This is a genomic window from Pseudomonas paraversuta (assembly GCF_904063065.1).
Taxonomy (GTDB): Bacteria; Pseudomonadota; Gammaproteobacteria; order Pseudomonadales; family Pseudomonadaceae; genus Aquipseudomonas; species Aquipseudomonas paraversuta.
On record NZ_CAJFCL010000001.1, the window covers coordinates 612,545 to 626,535 of the forward strand.

At 58.6% G+C, this 13,991-nt stretch carries 17 protein-coding genes; 9 read left to right on the top strand and 8 right to left on the bottom strand.

The features are described 5' to 3' along the window. The first annotated feature begins 5 nt into the window (after window positions 1-5). The 8 genes from lptC (at window position 6) to JQ845_RS02885 (ending at window position 5,524) form a co-directional block, all read left to right on the top strand. Window positions 6-578, top strand: a complete 573-nt coding sequence (lptC, locus tag JQ845_RS02850; RefSeq protein WP_003439897.1) for an LPS export ABC transporter periplasmic protein LptC — start codon at window positions 6-8, stop codon at window positions 576-578. After that, the gene (gene lptA / locus JQ845_RS02855) at window positions 565-1,110 is read left to right on the top strand and encodes a lipopolysaccharide transport periplasmic protein LptA (protein ID WP_003439896.1); all 546 of its coding nucleotides are present in this window, start codon (window positions 565-567) and stop codon (window positions 1,108-1,110) included. The genes lptC and lptA overlap by 14 nt, the downstream gene beginning before the upstream one ends. Then, window positions 1,110-1,835: an LPS export ABC transporter ATP-binding protein gene (lptB, locus tag JQ845_RS02860; protein WP_003439894.1), complete on the top strand. Its 726-nt coding sequence runs from the start codon at window positions 1,110-1,112 to the stop codon at window positions 1,833-1,835. Before lptA ends, lptB begins: the two co-directional genes overlap by 1 nt. Window positions 1,836-2,019: 184 nt before the next feature. Then, window positions 2,020-3,513 (top strand): RNA polymerase factor sigma-54, encoded by a 1,494-nt coding sequence (locus tag JQ845_RS02865; protein ID WP_203008159.1) that lies wholly within the window; start codon window positions 2,020-2,022, stop codon window positions 3,511-3,513. 76 nt (window positions 3,514-3,589) lie between these two features. Beyond that, complete coding sequence (gene hpf, locus JQ845_RS02870) at window positions 3,590-3,898, top strand: ribosome hibernation-promoting factor, HPF/YfiA family (RefSeq protein ID WP_003439891.1); 309 nt, start codon at window positions 3,590-3,592, stop codon at window positions 3,896-3,898. A 12-nt stretch (window positions 3,899-3,910) separates the two neighbouring features. Further along, a complete protein-coding gene (gene ptsN, locus JQ845_RS02875; RefSeq protein WP_003439889.1) occupies window positions 3,911-4,372 on the top strand; it encodes a PTS IIA-like nitrogen regulatory protein PtsN in 462 nt (153 codons plus the stop codon). A gap of 5 nt (window positions 4,373-4,377) precedes the next feature. Further along, window positions 4,378-5,235, top strand: coding sequence for an RNase adapter RapZ (gene rapZ, locus JQ845_RS02880; protein ID WP_003439888.1), 858 nt, complete (start codon window positions 4,378-4,380; stop codon window positions 5,233-5,235). 16 nt (window positions 5,236-5,251) lie between these two features. Next, window positions 5,252-5,524, top strand: coding sequence for an HPr family phosphocarrier protein (locus JQ845_RS02885; RefSeq protein ID WP_003439887.1), 273 nt, complete (start codon window positions 5,252-5,254; stop codon window positions 5,522-5,524). 47 nt (window positions 5,525-5,571) lie between these two features. On the opposite strand, the gene JQ845_RS02890 is transcribed toward JQ845_RS02885, so the two are convergent. From JQ845_RS02890 to pmbA, 6 genes are all read right to left on the bottom strand, one after another. Continuing rightward, a complete protein-coding gene (locus JQ845_RS02890) occupies window positions 5,572-6,465 on the bottom strand; it encodes a ZIP family metal transporter (protein ID WP_003439886.1) in 894 nt (297 codons plus the stop codon). 27 nt (window positions 6,466-6,492) lie between these two features. After that, window positions 6,493-7,104 (bottom strand): superoxide dismutase, encoded by a 612-nt coding sequence (locus tag JQ845_RS02895; RefSeq protein WP_203008161.1) that lies wholly within the window; start codon window positions 7,102-7,104, stop codon window positions 6,493-6,495. Window position 7,105: 1 nt separating this feature from the next. Then, window positions 7,106-7,555 carry a hypothetical protein gene (locus tag JQ845_RS02900; protein WP_003439884.1) on the bottom strand — a complete coding sequence of 150 codons (450 nt, stop codon included), beginning with the start codon at window positions 7,553-7,555 and terminating at the stop codon, window positions 7,106-7,108. Window positions 7,556-7,575: 20 nt separating this feature from the next. Continuing rightward, window positions 7,576-8,952, bottom strand: a complete 1,377-nt coding sequence (locus tag JQ845_RS02905) for a class II fumarate hydratase (RefSeq protein WP_003439883.1) — start codon at window positions 8,950-8,952, stop codon at window positions 7,576-7,578. Beyond that, complete coding sequence (locus tag JQ845_RS02910) at window positions 8,945-9,340, bottom strand: hypothetical protein (RefSeq protein ID WP_003439881.1); 396 nt, start codon at window positions 9,338-9,340, stop codon at window positions 8,945-8,947. The genes JQ845_RS02905 and JQ845_RS02910 overlap by 8 nt, the downstream gene beginning before the upstream one ends. Window positions 9,341-9,491: 151 nt before the next feature. Next, on the bottom strand, window positions 9,492-10,838 hold the full coding sequence (gene pmbA / locus JQ845_RS02915) for a metalloprotease PmbA (protein WP_003439879.1): 1,347 nt from the start codon (window positions 10,836-10,838) through the stop codon (window positions 9,492-9,494). A gap of 107 nt (window positions 10,839-10,945) precedes the next feature. Here pmbA and yjgA point away from each other — a divergent pair, with 107 nt between their 5' ends. Beyond that, a complete protein-coding gene (yjgA, locus tag JQ845_RS02920; protein ID WP_003439877.1) occupies window positions 10,946-11,467 on the top strand; it encodes a ribosome biogenesis factor YjgA in 522 nt (173 codons plus the stop codon). A gap of 45 nt (window positions 11,468-11,512) precedes the next feature. On the opposite strand, the gene tldD is transcribed toward yjgA, so the two are convergent. Further along, complete coding sequence (gene tldD, locus JQ845_RS02925; RefSeq protein ID WP_203008170.1) at window positions 11,513-12,955, bottom strand: metalloprotease TldD; 1,443 nt, start codon at window positions 12,953-12,955, stop codon at window positions 11,513-11,515. A 172-nt stretch (window positions 12,956-13,127) separates the two neighbouring features. Further along, a complete protein-coding gene (locus JQ845_RS02930; RefSeq protein WP_161717935.1) occupies window positions 13,128-13,967 on the bottom strand; it encodes a carbon-nitrogen hydrolase family protein in 840 nt (279 codons plus the stop codon). Window positions 13,968-13,991: the final 24 nt, after the last annotated feature.

The window sequence follows — 13,991 nt, forward strand, 5'->3', positions numbered from 1 at the left end:
TTTCCATGCTGAGCAAAAAGATCCGTAACATCCTGTTATTCACGGTCATTGCTGCGTTGTTCGCATCAGTTGGCTACTGGAATATCAGCCCCGAACGTTTTCTCGACACCCCTAAAGCGGCCGTCGATGAAAGCGCTATCGACTATTACGCGCTTAATGCGCGCAGCCTGCAGTTCTTGCCGGACGGCAAACTGCAGTATGAAATGACATCCGACAAAATCGAGCATGTGCTGTCATCGGAAGTCACCCTGATGACCAAGCCCGACCTGCAAATGTACCGCGGCACGGCCTTCCCGTGGCACGTACAGAGCGAGCGCGGAGAAGTTAATCCGGACGGCACCGAGGTCGAGCTGATCGACTCGGTACGTGTGGCCCGCACAGATGAAAAAAATCGCACTACGGTTATTACCAGTTCCCGCATGACTGTATTCCCCCAGAAGCAATATGCGCAGACCGAGCGAGACGTTAGAATCGACGGCGCTGGCGGCGTAACAACTGGCAAGGGCATGAAAGCATATTTGAAAGACGGCAGGATGGACCTGCTGTCCAACGTAAGAGGACAGTATGAGTCTCGTTAAATCCCTCCCTTTATTGCTCAGCCTGAGCGCAGCACTGGGAAGCGTGAGCGCCTGGGCTCTGCCGAACGATAACGAACAGCCAATCCGCATCCAGGCCAATGAAGCCCAGCTGGATGACAAACAAGGCGTCGCGACCTACAAGGGCGATGTAATCATCACCCAGGGCTCGATGAAAATCACCGGTAACACCGTCACTATTACCCGCAATGCTGCGGGTGAAATTGATATCGTGACCTCAGTCGGCAACCTGGCCTATTTCGAGCAGCTGCAAAAAGCAACCGACTCCAAGCCGGTTCAGGCCTACGCCGTAACCATTCAGTACCATGCGCCGCAAAACCGCATTGTGCTGATCGACAAGGCCAAGGTCATCAACGACGGCAACACCACCGAAGGCGAGAAGATCGTCTATGACACGGTGAAACAGGTCGCAAACGCCGGACGCGCCAATGGCTCCACAGTCACCGCACCACGCCCGCGCATCGACATGGTGATCCAGCCGAAGAAGAAAACCGACCAGCAGAAGGCCCAGTAATGGCAACCCTCAAAGCCCAGCATTTGGCTAAAAGCTACAAGAGTCGCCAGGTGGTACGTGATGTCAGCCTGTCAATCGACAGCGGGCAAATCGTGGGTTTGCTCGGCCCTAACGGTGCAGGCAAGACCACATGCTTCTACATGATTGTCGGCCTGGTCCAGGCTGACCAGGGACGCGTACTGATCGACGACCTGGATGTCAGCCACCAGCCGATGCACGGCCGCGCACGCGCCGGCATCGGTTACCTGCCCCAGGAAGCCTCGATCTTTCGCAAGCTTTCGGTCGCCGATAACATCATGGCGATCCTCGAAACGCGCAAAGAACTCGACAAGGCCGGTCGTCGCAAGGAGCTCGAAAGCCTGCTGCAGGAGTTCCACATCAGCCACATCCGCGACAGCCTCGGCATGAGCCTGTCCGGTGGTGAGCGACGCAGGGTCGAAATCGCCCGGGCACTGGCAACCGCCCCGAAATTCATCCTGCTCGACGAACCCTTTGCCGGCGTTGACCCGATATCTGTGGGCGACATCAAGCAAATCATTCATCACCTCAAGGCCAAGGGCATTGGCGTACTGATCACCGATCACAACGTCCGTGAAACCCTCGACATCTGCGAAACCGCCTACATCGTCAACGATGGGCAGTTGATAGCCGAAGGTGATGCTGAAACCATTCTGGCCAATGAATTGGTCAGAGAAGTGTATCTGGGCCACGAGTTCCGCCTGTAAGGCCAGATGCATCGCGAATTCCCGGGCGCCAAGGACAGCAAAAAGTCGTCACGACTTTTATTACCTTGGTGCTCTAGGCAAACGCACCGGTTTCAGGCATATAATTTGCTTATGTTTGGCGCTCACGCGCCTTGGTAGTGGATGGCGCCATGCGCGCCGGCGAATAAGGTCTTAAGCCCCAGCCATGAAACCATCGCTAGTCCTGAGAATGGGCCAGCAGCTGACGATGACACCGCAGCTGCAACAGGCCATCCGCCTGCTCCAATTGTCGACCCTGGACCTGCAACAGGAGATCCAGGAGGCTCTGGAATCCAATCCGATGCTCGAGCGCCAGGAAGACGGCGACGACTTCGACAATTCAGATCCTTTAGCCGACAACATTGAGCAAAAACCCAACAGCGACATCCAGGAACCTTCCTATCAAGAGTCCGCGCCTACTGTGGACAACCTGGAAGAAGGCGACTGGAGCGAACGCATTCCCAATGAGCTACCCGTCGACACAGCCTGGGAAGACGTTTATCAAACCAGCGCCAGCAGCCTGCCCAGCAACGATGATGACGAATGGGACTTCACCACCCGCACCTCGGCCGGTGAGAGCCTGCAAAGTCACCTGTTGTGGCAACTGAACCTGGCACCGATGTCCGACACCGACCGACTGATCGGCGTCACCCTCATCGACTGCATCAACAACCAGGGCTATCTCGACGAAACTCTCGAAGAGATCCTTGAGGCGTTCGATCCCGAGCTGGACATTGAACTCGATGAAATCGAAGCCGTTCTGCACCGTATCCAGCAATTCGAACCGGCCGGCATTGGTGCGCGCAACCTGAGCGAGTGCCTGCTGCTGCAATTGCGCCAGCTGCCGGCCAACACGCCCTGGTTGAACGAAGCCAAGCGCCTGGTAACCGATTACATCGACCTGCTGGGCGCCCGCGACTACAGCCAGCTCATGCGCCGCATGAAGCTCAAAGAAGACGAACTGCGCCAGGTCATCGAACGGGTACAGAGCCTTAATCCACGTCCGGGGTCGCAGATCGAATCCGGCGAAGCCGAATACGTCGTGCCTGACGTGATCGTTCGTAAAGACAACGAACGCTGGCTGGTCGAGCTTAACCAGGAGTCGGTACCGCGCCTGCGGGTCAACCCGCAATACGCAGGATTCGTTCGTTGTGCCGACACCAGCGCCGACAACACCTTCATGCGCAATCAGCTGCAAGAAGCGCGCTGGTTCATCAAAAGCCTGCAGAGCCGCAACGAAACCCTGATGAAAGTGGCGACCCAGATCGTGGAGCATCAGCGCGGTTTTCTGGAGTATGGCGACGAGGCAATGAAACCTTTGGTACTGCATGACATTGCAGAAGCCGTCGGCATGCACGAATCAACCATTTCCCGGGTCACCACCCAGAAATTCATGCATACCCCGCGGGGCATTTATGAATTGAAGTACTTTTTTTCCAGTCACGTCAGCACCTCCGAAGGGGGTGAATGCTCGTCCACTGCGATACGCGCCATCATCAAAAAACTGGTGGCGGCTGAAAATCAGAAAAAGCCGTTGAGTGACAGCAAGATCGCTGGTTTACTGGAGGCACAAGGTATTCAGGTGGCCCGTCGCACCGTCGCCAAGTACCGCGAGTCCTTAGGGATAGCGCCTTCGAGCGAACGCAAGCGTTTGATGTAAGCCACGGGCCACAGCGTTTCAGTGGCAGGCTGGTCGGCCTGCCACTTTATGCAATGGCAACAGAAGGAGAAACTGCATGCAAGTCAACATCAGTGGACAACATCTGGAAGTCACCCAAGCGCTCCGCGACTCGATCAACGAAAAATTCGCACGGCTGGAACGTCACTTCGACAAGATCACCAATGTGCAGGTGATTCTCTCTGTTGAAAAACTAAAACAGAAAATCGAGGCCACCCTCAACATTCACGGTGGCGAAGTTGTCGCCAATGCCGTCGATCCAGACATGTATGCGGCTATTGACAGCCTCTACGACAAGCTTGATCGCCAACTGAAAAAGCATAAGGAAAAGACCCAAAGCCTGCTCCAGGGCGCCACGGGTCGTTAATACTCCATAACCATGATTCGACTTGAAAATATCCTGACCCCCGGCCGTTCCTTGGTGAACGCGCCGGGCGGCAGTAAAAAGCGCGCACTCGAACAAATTGCCACCCTGATCAGCCGCGAAGTGCCGGGTCTGGAAATGCAAGATGTCTTCGAGAGCCTTATTGCCCGTGAAAAACTGGGATCCACCGGTTTTGGTAACGGCATCGCCATCCCCCATTGCCGCCTCAAGGGCTGCGAGTCGCCTGTCAGTGCCTTGCTACATCTTGACGCTCCCATAGATTTCGACGCCATCGATGGCGCGCCGGTCGACCTGTTGTTCGTTTTGCTGGTGCCAGAAGCTGCTACCGACGCACACCTGGAACTGCTGCGGCAGATCGCCAGCATGCTCGACCGCAAAGATGTGCGTGAACGATTACGCAGCGCACCCAGTAACGAAGCGCTGTATCAGGTTGTTCTGGACGTACAGAACGGTTAATTATCATGCGCCTAGTCATTGTCAGCGGACGCTCCGGCTCCGGTAAAAGCACCGCCCTCGCCGTCCTCGAAGATAACGGTTTCTATTGCATCGACAACCTGCCCGCCGGCTTGCTGCCAGAGCTGGCGGAACGTGCACTGATTCATACTGAACTGGCGCAGCCGCTGGTGGCGGTATCGATCGATGCGCGAAACCTGCCAAGCCATTTGTCACGCTTTCCGCAATTGCTTGAAGAAGTGCGCAACCGGCATATCCAGTGCGATGTTCTGTACCTCGACGCCGATGAAGAAACCTTGCTCAAGCGCTTCTCGGAAACCCGTCGGCGGCATCCACTGAGCAGCGCGAGCCGTTCACTGGCCGAGGCCATTCGTGATGAGAGCCAGTTGCTCGGGCCCATTGCCGACCTTGCCGACCTGACGATCAACACCACCAATCTGAACCTGTATCAGCTGCGCGACACCATCAAGCTGCGCCTGCTGAACAAGCCTGAACCCGGCACCGCCTTTCTGGTTGAGTCGTTTGGCTTCAAGCGCGGCATGCCGGTCGATGCCGACCTGGTATTTGACGTGCGTTGCTTGCCCAACCCCTACTGGAAGCCCGAACTGCGCGAGCTGTCAGGGCTGGATCAGCCCGTTGCGGATTACCTGGCAGCGCAGCCTGATGTCGAAGAGATGTTCCAGGACATCTCCAGCTACCTGCTCAAATGGCTACCCCGCTTCGCCGCCAGCAACCGCGCCTATGTCACCATAGGGATCGGCTGCACTGGCGGTCATCACCGCTCGGTGTATCTGACCGAGCGACTCGGTAAATGCCTGCAACAAACTCTGAAGAATGTCCAGGTTCGCCACCGCGACCTTACTTGAAAGGATCAACCCCGCGATGCCTGCACTGGAAATTGAAATCATCAACAAGCTGGGCTTGCACGCTCGGGCATCCGCCAAGTTCGTAGGCATAGCCGGACAGTTTCCATGCCAGGTAAGAGCAGGACGTACCGCAGAATCCATGGTCGATGGTAAAAGCATCATGGCCATGATGATGCTGGCCGCTGGCAAGGGCACAAAGATCCACCTCAAGACCGAGGGCGAACAAGAGCAGGAAGCACTGGATGCACTGGTCAAACTCATCAACAACTACTTTGACGAGGGCGAATAACCAATTGCAGGAGCGCCGCTAGACGCTCCCCCGGCAGTTTGCAGCGTTTACCCCAACGCCGTGTCCATCACCATCATCAAGCAGAACCCGACGCATAACCCCAGGCTTGCAAGCTTCTCGTGACCATTGCGCCGCGACTCGGGGATCACTTCTTGCGTCACCACCAGCAACATGGCCCCGGCTGCCAGCGCCAGGCCCAGTGGCAACAACACCTCGGCCAAATTCACCAGCCAGGCACAGAGCAGCGCAAATACCGGTTCGACCAGACCGGAAGCGGCGCCAATCAGGAATGCCTTGACCCGCGACATCCCGGCACCCGCCAACACTAATGCGATCACCAGACCTTCCGGTACATCCTGCAGGGCGATGCCCATCGCCAGGCTATCGGCATCCGGCATGCCTCCCCCTGCCGACACCCCGACCGCCATTCCTTCAGGAATGTTGTGCGCCACAATCGCAATGACAAACAACCAGATACGTGGCGCAATCAGCGGCTCGCCAGGCCGGTTGAGGAACATCTCCGGCCCCGCTCCGCTGACCTTGCGATCGAGCAAAAACAGACAGAACGCTCCCAGCAGGATGCCCGCACTGACCAGCCCGCTCGACGCCCATGATGACAACCCCAGGCTTTGGGCCGACGCAATGCCGGGCACAACCAGCGAGAAAGCCGTGGCTGCCAGCATCACCCCGGCCCCGAAGCCCAACAAGGTATCGCTCACCGCCACCGGCATTTTGCGGATGACCAGTACCGGTACTGCGCCTAAAGCGGTGCCCAGCGCGCAGAGCGATCCGCCCTGCAACGCCCGCAACATTCTTGGCTCAAGGTCCAGCCAGAGCAGTCCCTTGGCCACCAACAAGGCCGTGCCCGCCAACAGCAAGAGCATGCCGAGGGCATAACGGAACATCCGCACCCCGCCGACTGCCAATATTTGCGTGCCCATAATCGGCCCGAATCCTTTTAAGTAGGCTCAGGCAATCGCTGCTTGATACCGGCGCGCCACTTCTGGCCAATTGATCACGTTGTAAAACGCATTGATGTATTCCGGACGGCGATTCTGATAGCGCAGGTAGTAAGCGTGCTCCCATACGTCGAGCCCCAGAATCGGGGTGTTGCCATTCATCAGCGGGCTGTCCTGGTTGCCGCTGCTTTCCACCACCAGGGTCTTTTGCGGGGTCACGGTCAACCATGCCCAACCGCTGCCAAAACGGGTCAGGGCGGCCTTGGTGAAGTTCTCCTTGAACAGTTCCAGGCCACCCAGTTGCTGATCAATCGCCTTGGCCAGCGCACCGTCCGGATTACCGCCGCCCTGCGGGCTCATGACTTGCCAGAACAGCGAGTGATTGGCATGTCCGCCACCCTGGTTGATGACTGCGGCCCGCAGCTTTTCCGGCAGTTGCTGAACTCCGGCGAGCAATTTTTCAACCGGCCACTGCGCCCATTCAGTCCCTTCCACTGCGGCATTCAGGTTGTTGATATAGGTCTGGTGATGCTTGGTGTAGTGAATCTCCATGGTTTGCGCATCGATATGCGGCTCAAGTGCGTCGTAGGCATAAGGCAAGGCAGGCAAGGTAAAAGTCATATCAATGTGCTCCTGGATGATGGCCGCTGACTGTTGAAAACCCGTGACCGGACTGCGCCACGGGTCTTTTGAGCAACAGATTGGAACGCGGGTATTCGCCGTGATCGCTGATGAAGTTCAAAAGCTCGACATAGGTTTTGCTGCTCTGACGCAGCGCTGCTTCTCGCAATGCCGGCCCCAGACGCGGGTTCTGCATGGTTTGCAACAAGCGCTGGTGAATGGCGCAGAGGTACTCGACGCTCTCCTCTGGCTGATTGAGGCGCAGATGCAGATCTGCCAGGTTGTGGTGCGAAATAACGCAGGCCGCCACCGCCTCATCGGCATCACTCCAGCGCTCGAGCAGGACCTGGGCCAGCGCAAGCGCTTGCAGATAATGCTCGCGGGCATCGACCAGCTCGCCCTCAGCGAAACAGCGATTGGCTCTTTCGATCGTGCGTTTCCAGTGCTCCATGTGAACCTCCAGGCGAGGGGTTAAACGCCGCCGGCTGTCAGCTTCTCGGGATCGAGCAAGACTTCAAGCTGGCTGCGTGGCAGATCTGTGTATTCAAGGGCAACGTCTATCACCGGGCGCCCCTGTTGATAGGCGGTCTTGGCTATTTCAGCGGCCTTTTGATAGCCAATGATCGGATTCAGCGCCGTCACCAGAATCGGGTTGCGCGACAGCGCTTCCTTTAGCTTGGCGTCGTTAACCTTGAAGCTGGCGATCGCCTTGTCCGCCAGCAAACGGCTGGAATTGGCCAGCAGTTCGATGCTGCCCAGCAGGTTGCGGGCAATCACCGGCAACATCACATTCAGTTCGAAATTGCCGGACTGACCGGCGATGGTGATCACCGTGTCATTGCCGATCACTTGGGCCGCAACCATGGCCGTGGCTTCAGGAATCACCGGGTTGACCTTGCCCGGCATGATCGAAGAGCCCGGCTGCAAGGCTTCAAGCTCGATCTCGCCCAGGCCGGCCAGCGGGCCGGAGTTCATCCAGCGCAGGTCGTTGGCGATTTTCATCAGCGATACGGCCGTAGCCTTGAGCTGGCCCGAGACGGATACGGCGGTATCCTGCGAACCGATCAGGGCGAACAGGTCTTTACCCGGCGTGAACTGCACATGGGTCAGTGCGCTGAGCTGCTGACTGAACAGCCCGGCGAATTGCGCATGCGCGTTGACCCCGGTGCCCACAGCAGTGCCACCCTGTGCCAGCGATTGCAGGGCCGGCTGCAGGTCGTGCAAGTGCCCGATATTGGCCCGCAGCTGCTGCGCCCAGCCATTGAGAACCTGGCTCATGCGCACCGGCATGGCGTCCATCAGGTGCGTGCGGCCGGTTTTGACGTAAACGTGAACCTGTTCAGCCTTATGCTCAATCACCTGCACCAGATGGGACAGCGCCGGCAGCAGCTCCTCATGCAGGCCCAGCGCGGCGCTGACGTGAATGGTGGTGGGGATGATGTCGTTGCTGCTTTGCCCGCAGTTGACGTGATCATTGGCATTGACCGCCTCTCCCAGTACCCGGGAGGCCAGCGTGGCAATCACTTCGTTGGCATTCATGTTGGAGCTGGTGCCCGAGCCGGTCTGGAAAATATCCACCGGGAAGTGCTCCATGAAATCGCCGGCCAAAAGAATCTGCGTGGCCTCGACTATGGCGCTGCCCTGCGCTTCGCTGATCTGCTTGAGTTCTACGTTGGCCTTGGCCGCGGCAGCCTTGGCCAGGATCAGTGCGCGAATGAATTGCGCGGGCATGCGCTGATGACTGATCGGGAAGTTATTCACCGCACGCTGGGTTTGGGCGCCATACAGCGCAGCCTCAGGCACGTGCAATTCACCCATGCTGTCACGTTCGATACGGGTATTACTCATCGGGAAATCCTTGCAGCAGTTCTGTTAGAGAAATGGAGGGCTCGAGCTCGCAGGTTGCCAATCGCCAGGCAAAGCTTTGCCAGTGCTTGAGGCGGCAGGCACACAGGGCTTGAGTTTCGATATCGCGCAGCGGACGCCAGGCGTGGTCCAGACACAGGGTGCGCCACTGCCAGGGCAGCGCAGTGTCGCTTGCGGTGTCCAGCAGCAGCCGGAAGCTGGTCACGGCAATCGTCCAGGGCGACGTTGACGTGCAGCAGGCCAGATAGCGGCCCTCGGCCAGGTAGTGCTCAATCAGGCGCGGTTCATCAGGCGCCAGCCCGCAACGGATCTGGCGGCTCATCCAGCGCCAGCTTTCCAGATAAGGCCCTTCATGCAAGGCAGAACTCATGACCCAGGCTCACTCGATAATGAGATTCATTATTAAGCGATATTGATTATCAACACAAGCCTGCTAAAGGCTGTGCCGCGCAATCTTGTGCAGACACAAAAAAGGCGTATCCCCCCGACAGGTGATACGCCCTGGTGTACGCCGGGAGGAATTAGCTGCCAGCCACCGTCATCCGTTCAATCAACACGGAGCCGGTGCGGATGTTGCTGCGCAACTCCAGGTCATTACCTACGGCAACGATCTGCTTGAACATGTCACGCATGTTGCCGGCGATGGTCACTTCCTGAACCGGGAACTGGATCTCGCCATTCTCGACCCAGAAACCTGCGGCGCCACGGGAGTAATCCCCCGTCACCATGTTAAGCCCGCTGCCCATCAGCTCGGTGACGAACAAACCGCGCCCCATGCGCCGGATCAACGCGGCCTGGTCTTCATCGCCATGGGTCACGAACAGGTTGTGCACGCCGCCCGCGTTGGCGGTACTTGGCAGGCCCAGCTTGCGTCCGGAATAGGTGCTGAGGATGTAGGACACCAGCTCGCCGTCTTTGATGAACGGTTTGGCGTAGGTGGCCAGGCCATCGTTATCGAACGACGAACTGCCCATGGCACGCATCAAATGCGGGCGCTCATCCAGGGTCAGCCATTCAGGGAAGATCTGCTGGCCCATCGCGTCCAGCAGGAAGGATGACTTGCGGTACAGGTTGCCCCCCGAGATCGCCCCCAGGAAGCTGCCAAACAAGCCGCCGGCCAGCTCGGCCGAGAACAGCACCGGCACTTCGCAGGTGGGCACCGGACGCGAACCCAGTCGCCGGGCCGCCCGCTCTGCTGCGCGCTTGCCGATGGTTGCTGCATCCATCAACAACTCACCCTGGCAATTAACGTCATACCAGTAGTCACGCTGCATCTGGCCGTCGCCTTCGGCAATCATCACGCAGCTCAGGCTGTGGCGGGTCGAAGCCGAGCCACCGATAAAACCGTTGCTGTTGCCATACACCCGGCAGCCCTGGTGGGTGCTCAGGGTGGTGCCGTCGGCGTTTTTGATGCGGCTGTCGGCCTCGAATGCCGCGGCTTCACAAGCCAGCGCTTTTTCGATGGCTTGTTCCGGGGTGATATCCCAGGTGTGGAAGACATCAAAGTCTTTCAGGTCGCGCGCCATCAGGCTGGCGTCGGCCAAGCCCGAGCTTTCATCTTCAGAAGTGTGTTTGGCGATTGCCAGAGCCGCCGCAACGGTTTCGCGGATGGCATCGGGACCGGTGGCCGAAGTGCTGGCCGACCCCTTGCGCTGACCCACATAGAGCGTGATGCCAAATCCCTGGTCGCGGTTGAACTCAACGGTTTCAACTTCGCGCTGACGTACAGAAGTCGACAGCCCCTGCTCCAGTGACACTGCCACTTCACAGGCGCTGGCCCCCTGACGCCTGGCTTCAGCAATGATTTGCTCTACTTGCTCCTGCAGTGCCGGCAAGGCCTGCGGGCCGACGCTTTGTACTGCACTCATGGTTTTCTCCACTCAAATTCTGTTTTCGGCAGGGCCGCCGAGCGACCGGGCCGGACAAGCGGCCCCCGACTGGTTATCATGGCGGCGTTTCTTTGCGGACTGCCACCATGGTTGATTCTTACGACGACGCCTTCGACGGCGAAAAAAGCAAAACACAGGTCAAGAAAGAGCTGCATGCTCTGGTTGATCTGGGCGAGCGTCTCACGACACTCAAGCCTGATTTGCTGAAAAAACTGCCTTTGACCGACGCCTTGCGCAAGGCTCTGGCAGATGCTCCAAAACACACGGCCAATATTGCGCGCAAGCGCCATATGATGTTCATCGGCAAGCTGATGCGTGATCAACCGATCGACGAAATCCTTGCATTGATTGATCAAGTAGATGCCTCTTCGCGCCAATACAACGAACGTTTCCACGGACTCGAACGCTGGCGTGACCGCTTGATTGCGGGCTCCGACGACGTACTTGAAAAGTTCGTTGCCGATTTCCCCGAGACCGACCGCCAGCAATTGCGTTCGCTCGTGCGTCAGGCTCAACACGAACTTGCCCATAACAAGGCGCCGGCCGCAAGCCGCAAATTGTTCAAGTACATTCGTGACCTGGACGAGGTTCAACGCGGTCTGCGTTGATCCCCGACCAATGGGTGGGCTGCATTGCAGTCCACCCAGTCTTTATCACCCGCCTGTACCGCCTACGGTGATCGCGTCAATCTTCAAGGTTGGCTGACCCACACCCACCGGCACCGACTGCCCATCCTTGCCACACGTGCCCACGCCGCTGTCCAGCGTCAGATCGTTACCGACCATCGACACCTTGCTCATCGCTTCCGGCCCGTTGCCAATCAGGGTCGCGCCTTTGATCGGGTAAGTGATTTTGCCGTCTTCGATCATGTACGCCTCACTGGTGGAGAACACGAACTTGCCGCTGGTGATATCCACCTGTCCGCCGCCCAGATTGGCGCAGTAGATGCCTTTCTTCACCGAAGCAATGATTTCGGCCGGATCACTTTCGCCACCCAGCATGTAGGTGTTGGTCATGCGCGGCATCGGCAGATGCGCGTAGGACTCGCGACGGCCATTGCCGGTGCGGGCCACACCCATCAGTCGGGCATTGAGCTTGTCCTGCATGTAACCCTTGAGTACGCCATTTTCGATCAGCGTGGTGCACTCGGTCGGGGTGCCTTCGTCATCCACGCTCAGCGAGCCACGACGACCGGCCAGGGTGCCGTCATCAACGATGGTGCACAGCTTGGAGGCAACCATCTCGCCCATGCGCCCGCTGTAGGCCGAACTGCCCTTGCGGTTGAAATCGCCTTCCAGGCCATGACCGACTGCTTCGTGCAGCAACACGCCGGACCAGCCGGAACCCAGTACCACCGGCATGGTGCCCGCTGGAGCCGGTACGGCCTCAAGATTGACCAATGCCTGGCGCAGCGCCTCACGGGCATAGCCCATGGCACGGTCTTCAGTGAGGAAGTAGCGGTAATCGGTACGTCCGCCACCGCCATGAGCACCGCGCTCGCGCCGGCCATTTTGCTCAACGATGACACTCACATTGAAGCGCACCAAAGGCCGCACATCCGCAGCCAGACCGCCGTCGGTGGATGCCACCAGGATCCGCTCCCAGACCCCGGCCATGCTCACGGTGACCTGCTGAATACGCGGATCAAGGGCCCGGGTAGCAGCATCGATACGCTTGAGCAACTCGACCTTTTCTGCGCGGCTGATCACTTCCAGCGGGTTGTCGGGCGCATACAACTGCGCCACGTCCTGGGTGGTGAAAGCCTGAACGGTGCCGTTTTGCCCGGCACGCGAGATCGAGCGCGCAGCACGTGCAGCCAGGCCCAGTGCTTCCAGGGTGATGGCGTTACTGTAGGAAAATCCGGTTTTCTCGCCAGACTGGGCGCGCACGCCGACACCTTGATCAAGGCTGAAGCTGCCTTCCTTGACGATGCCGTCTTCCAGCGCCCAGGACTCGGATATCTGGCCCTGGAAATACAGATCTGCTGCGTCGATGCCCGGCCCGGCCAGATCACCCAAAACACTTTGCAGGCTTTCAATGGTGACACCGCCCGGTGCCAGCAGATGTTCGCTGACTGAGGTCAACAAGTCGCTCATATTCACTCCGTCTTGGCCCCTGCTTCAGCATCTTTGAGTGCTGAACCCACGGGCCTGAAAATTACTGCGGGAGCTGGCTTGCCGGCGATGCAGACGAGTTGATCTGTCTCTGTCCGTGCTGCTATCACTGGCAAGCCAGCTCCCACAAAAAATGCATCTGACCGAAACGCCTCTAAACCTGCTCCTGAGCGCCCCGGGAAAAAAATCGTCGATGATTCACCACCGGCATGCGCGCCCTGATGGCCGCCTGCTCGGCATTGTCGCGCTCGGCCAGCAGCACCCCTTCGCCCTGGGCCTGCTCTGCCAGCACGCGCCCCCAAGGGTCGATAATTGCAGCATGCCCCCAGGTTTCACGCGGCCCGGGATGCACGCCACCCTGGGCTGCAGCCAACAGGTAGCATTGGGTTTCTATCGCCCGGGCACGGATCAGTATGTCCCAGTGTGCTTGCCCGGTAACGGCGGTAAAGGCCGAAGGCGCGGTAATCAATTCAGCCCCGGCAGCCCGCAGTTCGCTATACAGCTCCGGAAAACGCAGGTCGTAACATACGCTCAGGCCCAGTTTGCCAACCGGGGTATCTGCCACCACTACCTGTGCCCCGGGCGCATAGTCATCGGATTCACGGTAACGGCCACGACTGTCAGACACGTCCACATCAAACAGGTGCAGTTTGTCGTATCGCGCGGCCTGCTCGCCATCGGCGTTGATCAACAATGAACAGGCATTGACCTTGGCATCTGGTTGCCCTTCGGGCGGCAGCGGCAAAGTACCCGCCACTATCCATAAGTTGAGGTCTCGGGCGGCCTGTTTCAACCATGGCAGGATCGGTCCCTGCCCCATGGCCTCGGCGCGGCCGATATCGGCGATATCCCGGCGACCCATTGCCGCGAAATTTTCGGGCAATACCACCAGCCGCGCGCCACGCCCGGCGGCCTGCTCCAACAGGCGGCGGGCCTGGGCCAGATTGGCCAGCACATCGCTCTGGCTGACCATCTGAATCACTGCAAACGACATGGCGCACTCCTTGAAATGTCTGAC

Bases quoted from the DNA above. Each gene is read 5' to 3' on its own strand.
- JQ845_RS02865 (WP_203008159.1), top strand. From the start codon at position 2,020: ATGAAACCATCGCTAGTCCTGAGAATGGGCCAGCAGCTGACGATGACA.
- JQ845_RS02895 (WP_203008161.1), bottom strand. From the start codon at position 7,104: ATGACTTTTACCTTGCCTGCCTTGCCTTATGCCTACGACGCACTTGAG.
- lptA (WP_003439896.1), top strand. From the start codon at position 565: ATGAGTCTCGTTAAATCCCTCCCTTTATTGCTCAGCCTGAGCGCAGCA.
- lptC (WP_003439897.1), top strand. From the start codon at position 6: ATGCTGAGCAAAAAGATCCGTAACATCCTGTTATTCACGGTCATTGCT.
- tldD (WP_203008170.1), bottom strand. From the start codon at position 12,955: ATGAGCGACTTGTTGACCTCAGTCAGCGAACATCTGCTGGCACCGGGC.
- JQ845_RS02890 (WP_003439886.1), bottom strand. From the start codon at position 6,465: ATGGGCACGCAAATATTGGCAGTCGGCGGGGTGCGGATGTTCCGTTAT.
- lptB (WP_003439894.1), top strand. From the start codon at position 1,110: ATGGCAACCCTCAAAGCCCAGCATTTGGCTAAAAGCTACAAGAGTCGC.
- ptsN (WP_003439889.1), top strand. From the start codon at position 3,911: ATGATTCGACTTGAAAATATCCTGACCCCCGGCCGTTCCTTGGTGAAC.
- pmbA (WP_003439879.1), bottom strand. From the start codon at position 10,838: ATGAGTGCAGTACAAAGCGTCGGCCCGCAGGCCTTGCCGGCACTGCAG.
- yjgA (WP_003439877.1), top strand. From the start codon at position 10,946: ATGGTTGATTCTTACGACGACGCCTTCGACGGCGAAAAAAGCAAAACA.
- JQ845_RS02930 (WP_161717935.1), bottom strand. From the start codon at position 13,967: ATGTCGTTTGCAGTGATTCAGATGGTCAGCCAGAGCGATGTGCTGGCC.
- rapZ (WP_003439888.1), top strand. From the start codon at position 4,378: ATGCGCCTAGTCATTGTCAGCGGACGCTCCGGCTCCGGTAAAAGCACC.
- hpf (WP_003439891.1), top strand. From the start codon at position 3,590: ATGCAAGTCAACATCAGTGGACAACATCTGGAAGTCACCCAAGCGCTC.
- JQ845_RS02900 (WP_003439884.1), bottom strand. From the start codon at position 7,555: ATGGAGCACTGGAAACGCACGATCGAAAGAGCCAATCGCTGTTTCGCT.
- JQ845_RS02910 (WP_003439881.1), bottom strand. From the start codon at position 9,340: ATGAGTTCTGCCTTGCATGAAGGGCCTTATCTGGAAAGCTGGCGCTGG.
- JQ845_RS02905 (WP_003439883.1), bottom strand. From the start codon at position 8,952: ATGAGTAATACCCGTATCGAACGTGACAGCATGGGTGAATTGCACGTG.
- JQ845_RS02885 (WP_003439887.1), top strand. From the start codon at position 5,252: ATGCCTGCACTGGAAATTGAAATCATCAACAAGCTGGGCTTGCACGCT.